The following is a 14889-nucleotide window of genomic DNA, read 5'->3' on the forward strand; positions in this document are numbered from 1 at the left end:
GTCATGTTCACCAAGGTCAACAGCAAGGTCGTATCGGTCGACATCGGCCAGAGCGGGCCGATCGTGGCGCGCAAGGGAGCGATGCTCTTTTACACCGGCGACGTGTTCTTCCAACCGCATCAGCTCGCCGGAGCCGGCGGCGGTGGTTTCGGCATGTCGGGGATGGCCGGCATGGCGGGCCGGATGATGGCGGGCGAGCACGAGTCGACGATGATCGCCCAGGGTCAGGGGGTGGTGCACTACGGGTTCCGCGGTATCGAGGTGCAGATCATCGACGTCGGGCAGGTCGGCGGGACGATCCGGGTCGAGGCGTCGCGGACGCTGGCCTACACCTCGAATCTGCAGGCGTCGGTGGTGTCCGTGGCGTCGCAAGGTGGCGGCGGTGGCGGTGGAGGCGGGGGTCTACTCGGATCGCTGCGGTCGGCGGCGGCGGGTGCGGTGACCGGCCAGGGCATGTTCACCACGCAGCTGTCGGGTCCCGGGCAGGTCGTGGTCCTGGGCCACGGTGGGGTGTTCGAACTTCCGGTGGCGCCCGATCGTCCGGTGGTGACCGTCGACCCGCAGGCTTTCGTGGCGTCCGCCGGGCAGGTCAACACCACGCTGCGGTCCACCGTCAGTTGGCGCAATATGGGCCGAACCGGCGGTGAGGGAATGCAATTGGAGTGCGCCGGGCACGGCGTCGTGTTTGTTCAGGCATCCGAGGAGAAGTTGTGAGTCAGCTCAACACCGTCTGGAATCCGATGACGCTGCCCGCCGACGACAATGTCCCGGACAACGATTACTCCTACGTCATCGAGCTCAACAAGCCGTGGTTCATGTCGAAGGGCGCGATGATCGCCTACTACGGCCAGATGAACTTCACGTCGCTGCAGCACGGTCTGCAGGGGCAGTTGCTGCACATGGTGGCGCAGCAGTTCTCGGCTCCGCTGCACCTCGGTGACTACGTCGTGGTCGAGGGAAACGGCAAACTGGTCATCGGCGATCGCGGCTACAACATCAACTCCTACGATCTCGAGGACGGCAACCTCACCATCCGGGCCGCGAGTCTGCTTGCCTTCGAACCGAATCTGTCACTACAGCAGTCGATCGTCCCGGGTTTCCTCACCCTGATCGGCACGGGTAAGTTCCTCGCGTCGTCGAACGGTCCGGTGATGTTCGTGGAGCCTCCGGTGCGTGTGGACCCGGAGGCGCTGGTCGGCTGGTCGGACTGCCCGGCCCCCAGCCACCACTACGACCAGGCGTGGGTGAACTCCTTCATCGCCGCGGCCGGTCACCGGATGGGCATCAACTCCGGGGAGGAGCGTCAGTTCGACTTCACCGGCGCCGGAACGGTTCTCATCCAATCCAGCGAGAAGGTGATGAACGACATGTCGATCGTCCGCACCATCCAGGGCCACCTCCCCGGCCTCTCACAACCGGGCCTGATGCAGATCAACCAGCAGATCACGCAGCAGTTGGGGCAGCACCAGTAGGGAGTGGCCACTCCTGCCGGCCGAGCGCTGGTCGAGCACTTCCCCGTCGGACGAGCCGTGACGAGCCCCGAGGGCGAGCCGCGAGTCGAGGCCTCGCAAAGCGACCTGTCCTTCGGTGACCGTGCCGCGGACGCGGATACGGGCACTGGATGCATGCATCGTGCCCGCGGTGCCGGGATCGTCGGGATCCGCGGTGACCTCGACGTCGGGCGAGCCGTGGGCGTCCTCGAGTTCCCCGGCACCCGTGACGCCGGGTTCGTCTGAGCGTTCGCCGCCTGCGGCGTCGGGCCTGTCCCGCTGGTCGGGTCGCCGGGGTTCGACCGGATCGGATTGGGCAGCTTCGGCTTCGGTGTCAGCAGTTTCGGCATCGATCGTTTCGGCACCGATCGCTTCGGCATCGATCACGTCGGCGTCGACCGCGGCCTCGACAAGCTCGGCCCGGCGGACACGGGCTTCGGTCTGGCGCTCCTCACCGGATCGACCGGCGGGATGGGCGCTCGACCGGAAGGGTGCGGTTCTGTCAACGGTCGCCTCGTCAACGTCAACAGCCCCCCGACGAATGCTCGCCGGGGGGCTGTCGGAACTGCTGGAGGTGTCAGATCTCGATGTGGTCCTTCGCATCCTCCGGCTCGTTGCGCCGCCGGATGATGCTCGAGATGAAGCTGGCTGCGATCAGGACGACACCGACGAGGCCGGTGACCACCTCGGGCACGTGGGTGCCGATCGAGTAGAACAGGATCAGTGCCAGCGCACCGATCGCCCAGTGGGCGCCGTGCTCGAGGTAGACGTACTCGCTCAGCGTGCCCTTGCGGACCAGGTAGACGGTGAGCGAACGGACGAACATCGCACCGATGAAGCCGAGGCCCAGGGCGATGATGATCGGGTCCGCGGTGATCGCGAACGCGCCGATGACACCGTCGAAGGAGAACGACGCGTCGAGAACCTCGAGGTACAGGAACAGGAAGAAGCCGGCCTTACCGGTGGCCTTCGCGAGGTCGCTGGGACCCGAACGGCGTCGGAGTTCGGCGTCGGCGACCGAAGCCGCCTCGTTCACCGCAGGTGTGCGTTCCGCCTGCGCCCGTTCATCATCGGACTCCTCGGGGTCGTCCTCGCCGTCCGGGGTGCTGAACAACTCGCCCAGGCCGTTGACGACGATGTAGGTGATCATGCCGAGGAGGCCGGCGAACAGAACCGTCGACCGTTCGTCATCGGGGGCGATGAACTCGGCGGTGATGACCAGCAGGATCGAGGCGACAACCACCTCGAGCTGATCGAGCTTGCCGATCTTTTCCAGCGGACGTTCGATCCAGGAGAGCCAGGTGATCTCCTTCTCCTCGAAGATGAAGCCCAGGAACAGCATCAACAGGAACATGCCGCCGAACGCCGCGATCTGCGGGTGGGCGTCGGTGATGATCGTCTCGTAGGACGGGCTGCCGTCGGGGAAGTACTCGGCGCCGTTGGCCGGTGGGTTGAGCGCGAGGTCCAGTGCCTGGAATGGACTGAGACCCGATGCCAGCCACACGATGGCGAGCGGGAAGACCAGACGCATGCCGAAGACGGCGATCAGGATGCCGACGGTGAGGAAGATCTTCTGCCAGAAGTCGCTCATCCGCCGCAGCACGGTGGCGTTGATGACCGCGTTGTCGAAGGACAGTGAGACCTCGAGGATGCCGAGGATCAGGGTGAGGAACAGCGCCGTGGTGCCGCCATAGAGGAAGGCGGCGATCAGCGACACGATCGTGATGACTATGGACAAGCCGAATATACGGAGTACCACGTGGGCGTGGCCTTTCTGGTTACGCGGAGGGCGTGCCGCGTCGCGACGCCCGGTGGACGACGAATGCCGCACCCGGTCTCATGAGCGAGTGCGGCATCCGCGGGGTGTAACTACCCTAATCAGACATTGACCCCGTAGTCACGGGCGATACCCGCGAGACCGGAGGCGTAACCCTGGCCGATGGCGCGGAACTTCCACTCGGCGCCATTGCGGTAGATCTCGCCGAAGACCATCGCGGTCTCGGTCGAGGCGTCCTCCGAGAGGTCGTAGCGGGCGATCTCGGAGCCGTTGGCGCGGTTCACGACGCGGATGTAGGCGTTGCGGACCTGGCCGAAGGACTGGGCCCGGGTGTCGGCATCGTAGATCGAGACCGGGAACACGATGCTGTCGACGTTCGGTGGGGTGCCGGCCAGGTCGACGTTGATGACCTCGTCGTCGCCCTCGCCCTCACCGGTCAGGTTGTCACCGGTGTGCTCGATCGAGCCGTCGGGCGACTTGAGGTTGTTGAAGAACACGAAGTGCTGGTCGGACAGGACCTTCTTGTCGGCGCCGAGTCCAATGGCGCTGGCGTCGAGATCGAAGTCGGTTCCGGTGGTGCTACGCGCATCCCAGCCGAGACCCACGGCGACCGCGGTGAGTCCCGGAGCCTCCTTGGTCAGCGAGACATTTCCGCCCTTGCTCAGGCTTACGCCCATGGTTGTGCTGCCTTTCTGTCGTTGAACGGCCATCCGCCACTCTACGTGCGATGACCCACACTGTAGGGGAAGAGTCGGACATGCGACAGGTCCGGGTAGGTCACCTGAACGATGGAATCCGCATGGCCCCGCGTCCGCGGACGCACTCCTCGATTCTGCGGACATCTGGATGAAACGTGTTGTACGGCAGCATTTTACGTTGGCCTACCGCTACCCCAACAGCTTCTTCTGCACCTTCCCCATCGCATTGCGCGGCAGCGATGCGACCCAACGGATCTCGCGGGGCCGCTTGTGCGCCGACAGTTCCTCGGCGACGAGATCGATCAACTCGGCGTCGGGCACCTGCTCGCCGACGACGTAGGCGACGATCCGCTGCCCGAGATCGTCATCGTCGACGCCGACGACGGCCACCTCGGTGACCGCGGAATGGGCGAGCAACACCGTCTCGATCTCGCCGGCACCGATCCGGAATCCGCCGGACTTGATGAGGTCGGTGGCGCGGCGGCCGACGATGCGATGCATACCGTCGGCTCCGATGACCGCGACGTCGCCGGTGGCGAACCAGCCGTCGTCGAGCCAGGATTCGGCGGTCGCCTCCGGACGGTTCAGGTAGCCCGAGGCCACCATCGGGCCGCGGACATGGAGGTCGCCGACGCTCTCGCCGTCGTGCGGGAGATCGTCGGCACCCTCGCGCAGTCGCGTCTGCACGCCGGTCACCGGCATGCCGACCCAGCCCGGACGTCGCTCGCCGTCGGCGCGGGTGCTCACCGTGATCATGGTTTCGGTCATGCCGTAGCGTTCGACGATCTCGTGGCCTGTGGCCTCGCGGATCTCGTTGAACACCGGCACCGGCAGCGGCGCGCTGCCCGACACGAGGAGCCGCGCCGATGACAGTTCCCCCGCCGTCGACGGGTCGGCACCCACCCGGGACCACACCGTCGGCACGCCGAAGAACATCGTCGCGCCCGTCTGGGCGGCGCGGGCATAGTTCTCGGGGGTGGGCTTGACCGTGTGATGCAGCCGCCCACCGCGTCGCAGCGGCCCGAGCACGCCAAGGATCAGGCCGTGCACGTGGAACAGGGGAAGCCCGTGCGCGAGGGTGTCGGCAGCGGTCCAGTCCCAGGCGTCGGCGAGTGCGTCGAGTCCGGCGGCGATCGCGCGACGCGTGATGGGCACGCCCTTGGGTAATCCGGTCGTGCCCGAGGTGTACAGAACGAGAGCGACGGAGTCGGCCGGCGGTTCCGGGTGGAAATGCCACGACTTCGCGTACCGTCGCACCGGGATCGTCGGGAGAGTGGCGGTGCCGTGAGCATCACCGTCGGGGGCGTCGCCGAGCCAGGCCTGCGCGCCGGAGTCAGTGAGGATGTGGTCGAGTTCGCGGCGTCCGGAATCCGGCGGGATCGGGACGATGGCCACGCCGGCGATCAAACCGCCCGCGATGGCGAGGATCGTCGAGATCGTGGGCCGTGCCAGGACGGCCAGGGTGTGCGCTCCGCGGATGCGTTCGGCCACCGCGGTCGCCGCGCCGACGAGTTCCTCGCGGGAGAGGTGATCGTCGCCGATGACGACGGCGTCGTCGAGGTCGGGAGCGTTCGGGATCATCGTCGGCAGTAGCAGCACGGATCCACTGTGCCACGTGACCACCCGCGTCACCGACGGCTCATGCCGTCCGGCGGGGCATCGATCCGGCGTCGCCACAACCACGCCAACCCGATCTCGATCAGTCCGGCGACGGCGATCACCGGCTGGAGGAAGAAGAACACCTGCAGCAAGGCCAGTTGGATCACGATCCACACCAGCAGCGACGCCCCGGCGAGGAACCCGGCCAGGACGGCCGGGCGCGCGTCGACGACGACCACCAGCGCGGCCAGGGCCTGAGGTATCCCGATCAGCGTGATGAGCACCCAGCCGGGACCGATCCACGTGTCAAAGGGAGTGCGCTGCAACCATTCCCGCGGCATCCCCCAGCGGTCGTCGATGAGTGCGACACCGCCGGAGACCGCCTGGTAGGCGATGAAGGCCTCGACCACCGCCAGGACCCAGGCGGGCCAGGGCCGGAGGTGGGACTGCGCGGTTCGGGTGGTCACGACTCCATCGTGGGCAGCCGCGGGGGATCTACACGAGAGGCGAAAGCCTCGGACAGTGTGCGAACCCTGCTCAGCCGGCGGCGCTGAGGATCTCGCGCGGCTGCACCCAGCCGTCGGCCATCAGACGGAGCAGGAGCTGAGCCTTGTTGCCAATGGGGCGCCCGGCATCGTTGTACCTCTGTACCACACGGCGATAGTGTTCGCGCACAGTGCTTTCGGCAATGTGATGAGTGGCGGCGGTCGTGCTCATCGTCGCACCGAGAGCGTAGGTGGTCAGAATCTGACGTTCCCGTTCGGTCATGCGGATGGCGCCGGTGCGGGGCTGACGGTTTTCGGCAAGATCGGCGAGGAAGCCGGCGATCAGGGGCGCCGACCGTCCCGTGTCGGCGACATCGATACCGCGGGGATCGCCGATGCGGATGCCGATTCCGATGAGCGCGGCGTCCAGCAACCACGAGTGCTGACGAACAGCGTCAACCTGCTGGGTTGATCGGACGAGCACGACGTCGATGGCGGCTGCCGGGTCGGGAGCCGCGGTCACGGGGGCGTCGGCGTGGACGAGGACGGCGGTGAAGCCGAGCCGTTCGACGTAGGCGCACAGGGCGGTGTCGGTGATGTCGCCTTCGGCGGCGACGGCAACGGTAAGTTGTCCACGATTTGATGTCACGCCATCAAGACTGTCGTCCGGAGATGCGTGAGTCACCATATCTTGCGACATGAAATCGGCGGAGTTGAGCATGAAACGGTTCTGACCCCCGCTAATCATGCGCGATTACGCACGATCGATCGTTTTGAGGCACAATTAGCGCATGAGCGAAGGTATGCGAGTGTTGATCGCCTCCCCGTTGGGCAAGGTGATCGCAGCGCCGCTGGCGACCGCGTTTCCCGACTGGACGGTTGTCGTGGCCACCGACGAGGCCGACTTCATTCACAACGTCGCCGGACGCGTGCGCTTCGATGTGGTCTCCGCCGATCTCGTGTGGAATCGGCCTGATACCGAGTGGTCCTTCGACGGGCTGGATGTCATCGAGGCGTTGCGAACCCATGATCGCCTGGCGCCGGTGCTGCTGGCCACACAGGGACACAGTATGGAGGAGGATCTGCTCGACGAGGCGCGTCAGCGACCGGAGGTCGTCGGCGTGGTCGCGAAGGCCGAGGGATTCGGAGTGTTTGCCGACGCACTGCGCGCCGCGGCGGTCGGACGCCGGATCGGTGACGGGCCGCCCGCCAACCGCCGTCCGAGTCTCTACGAGCTGTTCACCGGGCAGCGTGGCAACACCGCGGGACGTATGGCGGGCGCGATCGCGGCCGGGCACGTCACCGACAACGCCTCGTTGGCCAGAGTGGCCAAGGTGTCGCCGAACACCGCCAACAAAATCACCAGCCACTATCTCGGTCCGATGATCATCAAACGTGGCGAACACGACGAGGACCTCCCGATGACCCAGGCGTCGGTGTACCGGTGGTGCGGCGTGCACGCCCGCTATATGCGCAGTTGGTGCCGCCGCAACGGGCACGCCGACGTCCTGGAACCCTGACCCGACTCACGCGGCCACCGCCGTATCCACCGCGAAACGGTAACGCCCCGAGGGCAAGTCACCACCGCACACGATGGTCCGCGCCGCGAACGCACCCACCACCCCCGCCAGGGTGGCCGCCGTGCCCAATTGCGGCCACGAGCCAATGGTGCGACCGACCTGCGCCAATGCGTCGTGCACCCGCGGCGAGACATCGCGCCCGACGATGGCCCCGGCCAGCTTCACCCGGTTCGCCGGGTCCCGTAGGGTGTCCGGGTCCAGCTCGGTGATATCGCCCGCCGATCCGTGGAACGGCGGGTAGTCGGCGTCGAGGTCGTGACGTTCGACGTCGAGAATGACGTTGTCGCCGTCGTCGGTGACCATGATCAGTGGGAGCCGTGCGCGTGCGACGTGCCGCCGCATCTCGACCTTCATCGCCAGGTCGTCCATCTCCTCGATGACGATGTCCACGGGCCGGCCGTCGCGGCCACGCAGGAAGTCGGCGGCCGCCGCCGGGCGGAAGCCCTGATCCCACGACACCACCGACGCGTACGGATCCGTCTCGAGAACCCGCCGCGTCGCCAATGCCGCCTTGGCCATGCCGAGGTCGCACACCGACCCGGAGAGCCGGTTGAGGTTGGTCGGCCCCAACGTGTCCGGGTCGGCGAGGTGGAATCGCCGTGCGCCGGTGAGGGAGGCGACCTCGACGACCGAGGCTCCGACGCTCAACCCGGCGATCGCCAACCGCGCCGCCGACCAGGCCCGCTGCTCGTCCTCGGTGATGAGGACACTGTTGCGGGCGGTGCGTAGGCGATGGAAGAGGTCATCCACCGGCACCCGGACGACGGTGCGTCGCCACGGATAGACCGCATATCGGCTGTAGGTGTCGAGCTGATCGCCCGCGGGCACGCAATCACCACTGAACTGCGCGAGTGCGGTCAGTTCCGGCAGTGCGCTGACCCACGCATCCACCAACCGGTAACCCTCGTCGTCGAGCAGGGTGGCGATGCGCCGGCGGTCGCGGGTGGGGTGAAGGATCTCGATCATCATGCTGCCTTTCGGATGTAGACGTCCTTGGCACCCGAGCCGAAACCGGCCGAGTGGTAGTCGTGCAGGGACACGACGGGTCGGGCGGCGTCGCCCAATGATGCACTCAGCGTGCGGTATTCGGAGTTGGTGCGCACCAGCGACGCCTGGCTGCGTGCGGTGAACAGCTCTGCGATCCGCGCGTTGCCGGTGACACCACGAGCCAGTTCCACCCGGATGTGCAGCGACTGGCGATGCTCCTCGTCGGAGAGGACCTCGACGAGAAACCGTCCGGTGAGGGCGTTCTCGAGATCCGGTTCCTCGAACGCCGGCCTGATGTTGTCCGGATAGATGTTCAGCGAGTGGAAGATTGCCGCGATGTCGGTGCGGCCCTGCAACACCAAAAAGCGCGAGCCGAGTTCGACGCGGTCGGCGAGTTCGGTGCGCCCGGAGGCACGGAGTAGTCGCCGAATGGTGATGTCGTCGAGCACCTTTCCGCGGTCGTTGATCCGGTAGCGGATCAACGGCATGGCCGAATCGACCGTGAACAGCAGATAACCCTCGGAATCGCATTCGGTGTAACGGTATTCAGGGTGATACCGCACGAACGTCGGCTGCGGTTCGTCGACGCTCACCCCGAACAGGGCCTGCGACAACGCATCGTCGTCGAGCGCGGCCCGACGGATGGCCACCGAGGTCGGCGTCTCGTAACCCATCAGGCCGGCGTCGGCGGTGCCGTACTTGAGGCAGATCCGCTCCGGTTCGCCCTCGCGGCCGAGCAGAGCCAGGACGTGATCCCGCCACTTCTCGGTGATCGCCTCACCCGCGAGGAGGATCTTGACGTCCATGGTCCGCAGGTGTGCCGGGGTGTTGTCGAGCAGGTCCTTGATCAGCGGCGGATACCCGGCCAGGACCACCTGGTCGTAATGCGGGCCGAGGTCGGCGAGCGTGGCCACCGCCACCTCGATGTCGATGCCGGGGGTCGCGATGCTGATGTGGTGTCCGCGGTGGGCGAGTTCGAGTACGCCGGCCATCGTGTAGGTCCCGCCGATCCAGGTGCCCATCGCGAAGCAATTGATGAGCAACGTCGTCCGCGACTGGGAGGCGAAGGAAGCGGTGAAGATCCGGTCGTACATGGCGGCGCTCTGGTCGAGGGCGAGGGCGCCACGGCCGAACTGGGTGGGTACTCCGCTCGACGACCCGGAACTCGACGACCACACCGTCGCCTCGGTGAGCCGGCCGTCCCAGTAGCGCTCCGGCTGCGGGTAGTGGGTCAGGTAGTTGTCCTTGGTCATCTCGGGCAGGCGGGTGAACGACGCGGCGTCGACCCGGTCGCAGGGGTCGACACCGTTGCGGCGGAGGAAGTCGGCGTAGGCGGGGACGCGGCGTCGTGCGCGTTCGGTCACTGCCACCGCCAGGTCCAGGTCGCTGATGTTCATCACGGGGTCCTTCTCGTCGAGGGGATGGATGTCGGGAGAGTGGTGCGCCGTCACGTCCTCGGGGATTCCCAGGATGTTTTGGTGACTGTCACAGTGTGTGTCGCCGTGATCGCCAAAGCCAGCTCCGCGCAGGCAATTCGGCCAGTCACACGACCGGGGGGGGGAGAACTACCCGAGATCACCGATGCGCGTAAATACGTTGTGCGACAACAACTATTGTTGACGGGGGGAGTGTGGGGGAGAAGTCCCCATGGCCACGGAGTGTCGGATGGTCATGCTATCGACGCGCGGAATCACGTTGTGGCGGGAGAGAACTCCCCATTCCGGTGGCAATCACGCCGAGGGGAGAAGTCCCCATCGAGAGGGATCATGTTGGGAGAGGGGAGAACTCCCCATGGCCCCCATTCTGGTGTCAGACCCTTGTGCTACACGCGCGCAATGGCGGTGCGTGAGGGGAGAACTCCCCATGCGCTGCAGCTGATCTCACACATGCAGCACCACCTTGCCCCCGGCATGTCCGCCGGACACCAGGGCCACGGCGTCGCGTGCCTGCTCGAGCGGGAACGTCGCCGCGATCGGAACCACGAGTTCGCCGTTGCCCGCAAGCCGGATCAGGCTGGAGCGCACGGTGTCGCGGAACTCGGCGCTCTCGGGCAGGCGTCCACCCAGGGCGACGAAAGCCTCCGCCGCTGCGCGGGCCGGTGCGGCGACGGTGACGACGCGGGAACGGTCGGCGACCAGCGCCAGCGACGTCTCGACCGCGTCGTGGGTGCCGACGGCGTCGAGGGCGGCGTCGATCCGATGGCCGCCGAGCATGGTGCGCAGTCTGTCGAGCAGGTCGGGCCCGTACTCGACGGGGAGGCCGCCGAAGCGGCGGACCCGGTCGGCACTCGACGGACCGCAGGTACCGATGACCCGGATGCCGCGCAGGCCGGCGAGTTGCAGGACGGCCATCCCCACCGCACCGGACGCGCCATGCAGCAGGATCAGGTCGTCACGTCCGGCGCGCGCGGCACGCAGCATGTCGGCGGCGGTGGTTCCGGCCAGCAGCAGACCCGCGGCCTCGTCGACGCCGAGGGTGGGCGGTCGCGCGAACACCTTCTCCGCGGGCACGGTGAGTGCGGTCGCGTACCCACCCCGCACCCGGAAGGCGAGGATCTCCTCGCCCACCGCACACGGACCCGAGGCGATCGCGGTATCCGGACCGACGGCGGCGATCCGCCCGGCCACCTCGTAGCCGATCGGCAGCGGGAACTCCGTCGCCGCCATCGCGTGTTTGAGATCGGCGGGATTCACCCCGGCGGCGGCGACCTCAATGGTCACCTCGCCGACGCCCGGTGGGGCCACCTCGGCGTCGACGAACGCGAGGTCGTCGAGTCCGTTCGGGCCGATCGCCACCCAGCGTCGCGCGTGCATCAGGTCTTGATGCCGTAACGATCGGTCATCGCCGCCAGCGAGGGGAACTTCTCACCGGAGGCCTGGAACCTCCATTTGCCGTTCTCGACGACCAGCGTGGCGTAGGCGACGGCCGCGGCATCGCGATGCCCGGCACTGAGCGAGTACTCGGCGACGCTGCCGCAGGCGCTGTCGTCGACGGTGATGACGGCGTCGGCCACCTGGCCGAATCCGGCCAGCCCGTCGTAGACGGTCACCGCGATCACCACCGAGCGGGCCTGCGGTGGCAGTTCGGTGGTGTCGATGACGAGGGTCTCCGAGCGCACCCCGTCGGTGCCACCGGTCAGGCGGACGGCCTGCTCGGGGGAGGAGAGATTGTTGAAGAACACGAAGTAATCATCGGAGATCACCTGCCCGTCACCGCCGAGGACGAATGCGGTCAGGTCGAGATCGAGCCGATCGTCGGCGGTGTGCTCGGTATCCCAGTCCAGGGCGGCGACGACCACGGCCAGGCGGTCGGGCGTTTTTGTCGGCATCGAAGTCCTCGTGGGTCGCAGGGGCAGGTGGTTGGGGGCGATCGGTGATCAGCCGCGGAACGGGTCGGGTGGGGGCGGTGTGTACGGCGTGGCGTACTCCCGGGACGGCGGCACCCACAGCAGCACCGTCGCCGCGATGCCGACCACCACTATGGCGATGGTGATCGGCCCACCGAGCAACCCGAACAGCGAGAACGCCGCCAGCACCAACGCGGCGAATCGTGGCCACGACCTTGCGCTCCACGCCGCGAACGCGAACGCGAGATAGGTCGCGACGAACGCCAGTCCGAGGAGGGCGGCGAGCACGATGGCCCACGTCTGCCCGGTGTCGATCCAGTCGCCGGCCCAGGCGGTGGTGTCGGTGGGATCGGCGAGCGACGCGGCGTCGACGGCGCGGTCGACGCGGGCGATCGCGATCGACCCCGCCACCACCTGCACCACCACGAGAACGGCTGCCAGCATCAACAGCGCGGTGGCCGCGACAACGGTCGGTGGGCGGGTGAGTCGTGGCCGGACGGCGGGTGGCGACGCGGTGGGCGGCGGCTGCCCATACGGATTGACCGTAGCGGGATTGGCGGCGAAGGGATCTGCGGCGTAGGGATTTGCGGCGTAGGGATTGGTGTCGGCCGGATACGGCGTCGGTGCGAACGGATTGTGTCCGGCGGCACCTGACTGCGGTCGCCATGGCGCCCCCGGCTGCGGAATGCCGGACTGCGGCGCGCCCGCATACCCGGTGCCGCGATGCTCGGGTGGCGGTTCGCCGAACGGGCTCGGGTACATCACTCACTCCTGCAGGACGTTGCGGTCGGCGAGCACCCAGCGGATCGGATCCATGCAGCGGAACGGCGAGATTCCGTTGCGGTGCAGTCGTTCTCCCTCGGGGGACTCGCCGAGCGCGGACACCGCGAAGAACCGGTTGTGATACTGCTGACCGGTGACCGGATCGGTCATGTTCAGAAGTAACGGCCCGGCGTGCAGGCGCTGCAGCAGACTGCGCACCTCGGCGTCGAGCAACTGTCCGTCGACCTCGTCGTAGCGGCGGTTGACCAATCCCGGATCGCGGTTGAACGCCGCACCCGCATGTCCCATGACCCGACCCCACGCACTTCGACGCACATTTGACAGTGCTTGCAGCGCATCGAATTTCGACAGGATCACACCCAGCCTCGGATTGCCGCCGGAGATCAGGCGCATCACCACGCGCAGCACCTCGCGCGGATCGCCACCGACCCGCGCGGTGTCCGGGATGAGGTCGCGGAGCTGATCGGAGACGTCCTCCACCCGCAGCGGATCGAAGAGGAACAGCACCGCGTCGGCGCGGGCGAAGAACTCCCACGCGCGCCCACCCACCTTGGCCTCCTCGAGGTCCTCGCCCGCGACGTCGCGGATCACCAGGAAGCGGTTGACGCCGTCCCACATGCCGAGGCTGAAGACGAGCGGGTGATGTGCCTGCGACGCGGCGCTCGGCGTGGCCTGCACGATCCCACGTTCGACGAACAGTGGTGTCTCGTAGATGGATTCGTACCGGGAGGCGGTCAGTTCGTCGGCCGGGATGACCTCATGGTTGAACCGCTCGGCGTACTGCTGCAACTGTTTGATCAGCACCGCGATGAACACCGTCTTGCCGGTGTAGCGGGCCCCGGCCATCGCGATGCAGGTCGCATCACCCCACCGCCACAGCGGCGGCAGCGTGTAATGGCAGGTGGGACAAACCTCGACGTGGACGGCCGGGTCATAGCCAGCGGGGGCCCAGTCGGCGGCGCCATTGGGTGGGCGGTCGGCGCTGTGGATGACCCCGGTGGTGGTGTCCACACCCGCATAGGCCGACGCGGTCGGGTTGTGCGACACCGATTCCGGGGTCGCCTCCGTCCACGACACCCGATCGTGGGGCAGCGGATTGAAGCAGCGGGGGCACTTGGTGCCGACGTATCCCGTCGTCATCGGCGTGCACCGACCAGTCCGGTCGGTGCCAGCAGCCCCGACACGATGGCGCTGAGCTGATCGGTGTCGGCGGTCAGGGCGGCACGCGGGTCCTGACCGGCCGGCGGGGGCGGGAACAGTGCCCCGGTGAAACCGGCCCGGGTGACGGCCAAGCGCGCCGCGGACAGCACCAATGTCGCCGTCGACGCCGAGGGCGATGTGGCTGCCGCCGTCGCGGTGGTGCCGTCGGTGACGACGATCGTCAGCGAGCGCGACGCGTCCGGCAGCGGGTGTGCGGGTATGACGGGGGTGACGAAACCGTATCCGCGAGCCGGGGGCCGACTCAGGAAGTCACCGAGCTGGGCCGGTTCGATGTCGGTGACGTCGCCGCCGGCAAGCGCACACGACACGGCCGCCCCTTCGCCGATCACGGCCGCGATCCCGGCGATGACTTCCCCGGATGCCGCGACCACCCCGTCGGCGAACAGCCGTGCCATCGAGGCGGAGGTGTCGATGACGCAGCGCACGCTGCGGGTGTCGGTCTCGGCGATCTGATCGGCACGCAGCACCGCGCGGCACGCCACCCGCGCACTCGCGGCCAATGGCGGCAGCGGTGCGTCCGGGACCGCCAGACGTGTCCGCACGACCAGCGAATCCGCACCGCCCGGGGCAACCGTCGCCAGCTCGATGAAACTCATCCCCGACACGTCGCGCGGCGTCAACTGGGCGACGTCGGCGGAGAGATCGTCGAGGTTGTCGGGACCGAAGGACACGTGCAGCACGGTGCCCGGATCGAATCGGGAGAGCCCGGTCTCGGGGACGGCGACGATGGTGACCTCACCGTCCACCCGCGGCAGGATCAGCAGACCACCGGACTGCTGGATCACGCGGGGCGCCTGCCCGTCGGCCGACCGGGCGGCCAGCCGGGCACTGAGCACCGAGCCACCCGCCGTGGCCATGCGGACCGCGAGGGGTCGCCGCGGCAGCGACGCCGAGGCCTTGCCGTCGAGCACGTAGGTGGTCAT

Annotated in this window: 16 protein-coding genes; 3 read left to right on the plus strand and 13 right to left on the minus strand. The window is 67.6% G+C overall.

What is annotated here, in order from left to right; all coding sequences use genetic code 11:
* Window positions 1–3 precede the first annotated feature (3 nt).
* A complete protein-coding gene (locus tag ACWDPV_RS13775; protein WP_449743425.1) occupies window positions 4–714 on the plus strand; it encodes an AIM24 family protein in 711 nt (236 codons plus the stop codon).
* On the plus strand, window positions 711–1472 hold the full coding sequence (locus tag ACWDPV_RS13780; RefSeq protein WP_348805505.1) for an AIM24 family protein: 762 nt from the start codon (window positions 711–713) through the stop codon (window positions 1470–1472). The genes ACWDPV_RS13775 and ACWDPV_RS13780 overlap by 4 nt, the downstream gene beginning before the upstream one ends.
* On the opposite strand, the gene ACWDPV_RS13785 is transcribed toward ACWDPV_RS13780, so the two are convergent.
* The 6 genes from ACWDPV_RS13785 to ACWDPV_RS13810 all read right to left on the minus strand — a co-directional run bounded on the left by ACWDPV_RS13785 (window position 1410) and on the right by ACWDPV_RS13810 (window position 6698).
* Complete coding sequence (locus ACWDPV_RS13785) at window positions 1410–1877, minus strand: hypothetical protein (RefSeq protein WP_449743426.1); 468 nt, start codon at window positions 1875–1877, stop codon at window positions 1410–1412. The genes ACWDPV_RS13780 and ACWDPV_RS13785 overlap by 63 nt on opposite strands.
* Before the next feature lie 190 nt (window positions 1878–2067).
* Entirely contained in the window at window positions 2068–3249 is a 1182-nt protein-coding gene (locus ACWDPV_RS13790; RefSeq protein WP_449743427.1) for a DUF475 domain-containing protein, read from the minus strand.
* A 119-nt stretch (window positions 3250–3368) separates the two neighbouring features.
* Window positions 3369–3944, minus strand: a complete 576-nt coding sequence (locus tag ACWDPV_RS13795) for a TerD family protein (RefSeq protein ID WP_449743428.1) — start codon at window positions 3942–3944, stop codon at window positions 3369–3371.
* A 210-nt stretch (window positions 3945–4154) separates the two neighbouring features.
* Window positions 4155–5561 carry an acyl-CoA synthetase gene (locus ACWDPV_RS13800; RefSeq protein WP_449743481.1) on the minus strand — a complete coding sequence of 469 codons (1407 nt, stop codon included), beginning with the start codon at window positions 5559–5561 and terminating at the stop codon, window positions 4155–4157.
* A gap of 32 nt (window positions 5562–5593) precedes the next feature.
* Window positions 5594–6031, minus strand: a complete 438-nt coding sequence (locus tag ACWDPV_RS13805) for a hypothetical protein (protein WP_449743429.1) — start codon at window positions 6029–6031, stop codon at window positions 5594–5596.
* A gap of 70 nt (window positions 6032–6101) precedes the next feature.
* Window positions 6102–6698, minus strand: coding sequence for a LuxR C-terminal-related transcriptional regulator (locus tag ACWDPV_RS13810; RefSeq protein ID WP_449743430.1), 597 nt, complete (start codon window positions 6696–6698; stop codon window positions 6102–6104).
* 142 nt (window positions 6699–6840) lie between these two features.
* Between ACWDPV_RS13810 and ACWDPV_RS13815 the strand changes: the two genes are divergently transcribed.
* Window positions 6841–7569 (plus strand): MSMEG_1198 family transcriptional regulator, encoded by a 729-nt coding sequence (locus tag ACWDPV_RS13815; RefSeq protein WP_449743431.1) that lies wholly within the window; start codon window positions 6841–6843, stop codon window positions 7567–7569.
* Between the two features lie 6 nt (window positions 7570–7575).
* Here the strand turns inward: ACWDPV_RS13815 and ACWDPV_RS13820 are convergent, their stop codons facing one another.
* The 7 genes from ACWDPV_RS13820 to ACWDPV_RS13850 form a co-directional block, all read right to left on the minus strand.
* Entirely contained in the window at window positions 7576–8598 is a 1023-nt protein-coding gene (locus ACWDPV_RS13820) for a ThiF family adenylyltransferase (RefSeq protein WP_449743432.1), read from the minus strand.
* Entirely contained in the window at window positions 8595–10067 is a 1473-nt protein-coding gene (locus ACWDPV_RS13825; protein ID WP_449743433.1) for a phenylacetate--CoA ligase family protein, read from the minus strand. Before ACWDPV_RS13825 ends, ACWDPV_RS13820 begins: the two co-directional genes overlap by 4 nt.
* A gap of 429 nt (window positions 10068–10496) precedes the next feature.
* Window positions 10497–11429 (minus strand): NADP-dependent oxidoreductase, encoded by a 933-nt coding sequence (locus ACWDPV_RS13830; protein ID WP_449743434.1) that lies wholly within the window; start codon window positions 11427–11429, stop codon window positions 10497–10499.
* A complete protein-coding gene (locus ACWDPV_RS13835; RefSeq protein WP_449743435.1) occupies window positions 11429–11944 on the minus strand; it encodes a TerD family protein in 516 nt (171 codons plus the stop codon). Before ACWDPV_RS13835 ends, ACWDPV_RS13830 begins: the two co-directional genes overlap by 1 nt.
* 48 nt (window positions 11945–11992) lie before the next feature.
* The gene (locus tag ACWDPV_RS13840; RefSeq protein ID WP_449743436.1) at window positions 11993–12724 is read right to left on the minus strand and encodes a hypothetical protein; all 732 of its coding nucleotides are present in this window, start codon (window positions 12722–12724) and stop codon (window positions 11993–11995) included.
* Window positions 12725–12727: 3 nt separating this feature from the next.
* Window positions 12728–13885 carry a TRAFAC clade GTPase domain-containing protein gene (locus tag ACWDPV_RS13845; protein ID WP_449743437.1) on the minus strand — a complete coding sequence of 386 codons (1158 nt, stop codon included), beginning with the start codon at window positions 13883–13885 and terminating at the stop codon, window positions 12728–12730.
* Complete coding sequence (locus tag ACWDPV_RS13850) at window positions 13882–14889, minus strand: hypothetical protein (protein WP_449743438.1); 1008 nt, start codon at window positions 14887–14889, stop codon at window positions 13882–13884. Before ACWDPV_RS13850 ends, ACWDPV_RS13845 begins: the two co-directional genes overlap by 4 nt.

It is taken from the genome of Gordonia sp. NPDC003504 (assembly GCF_053587995.1).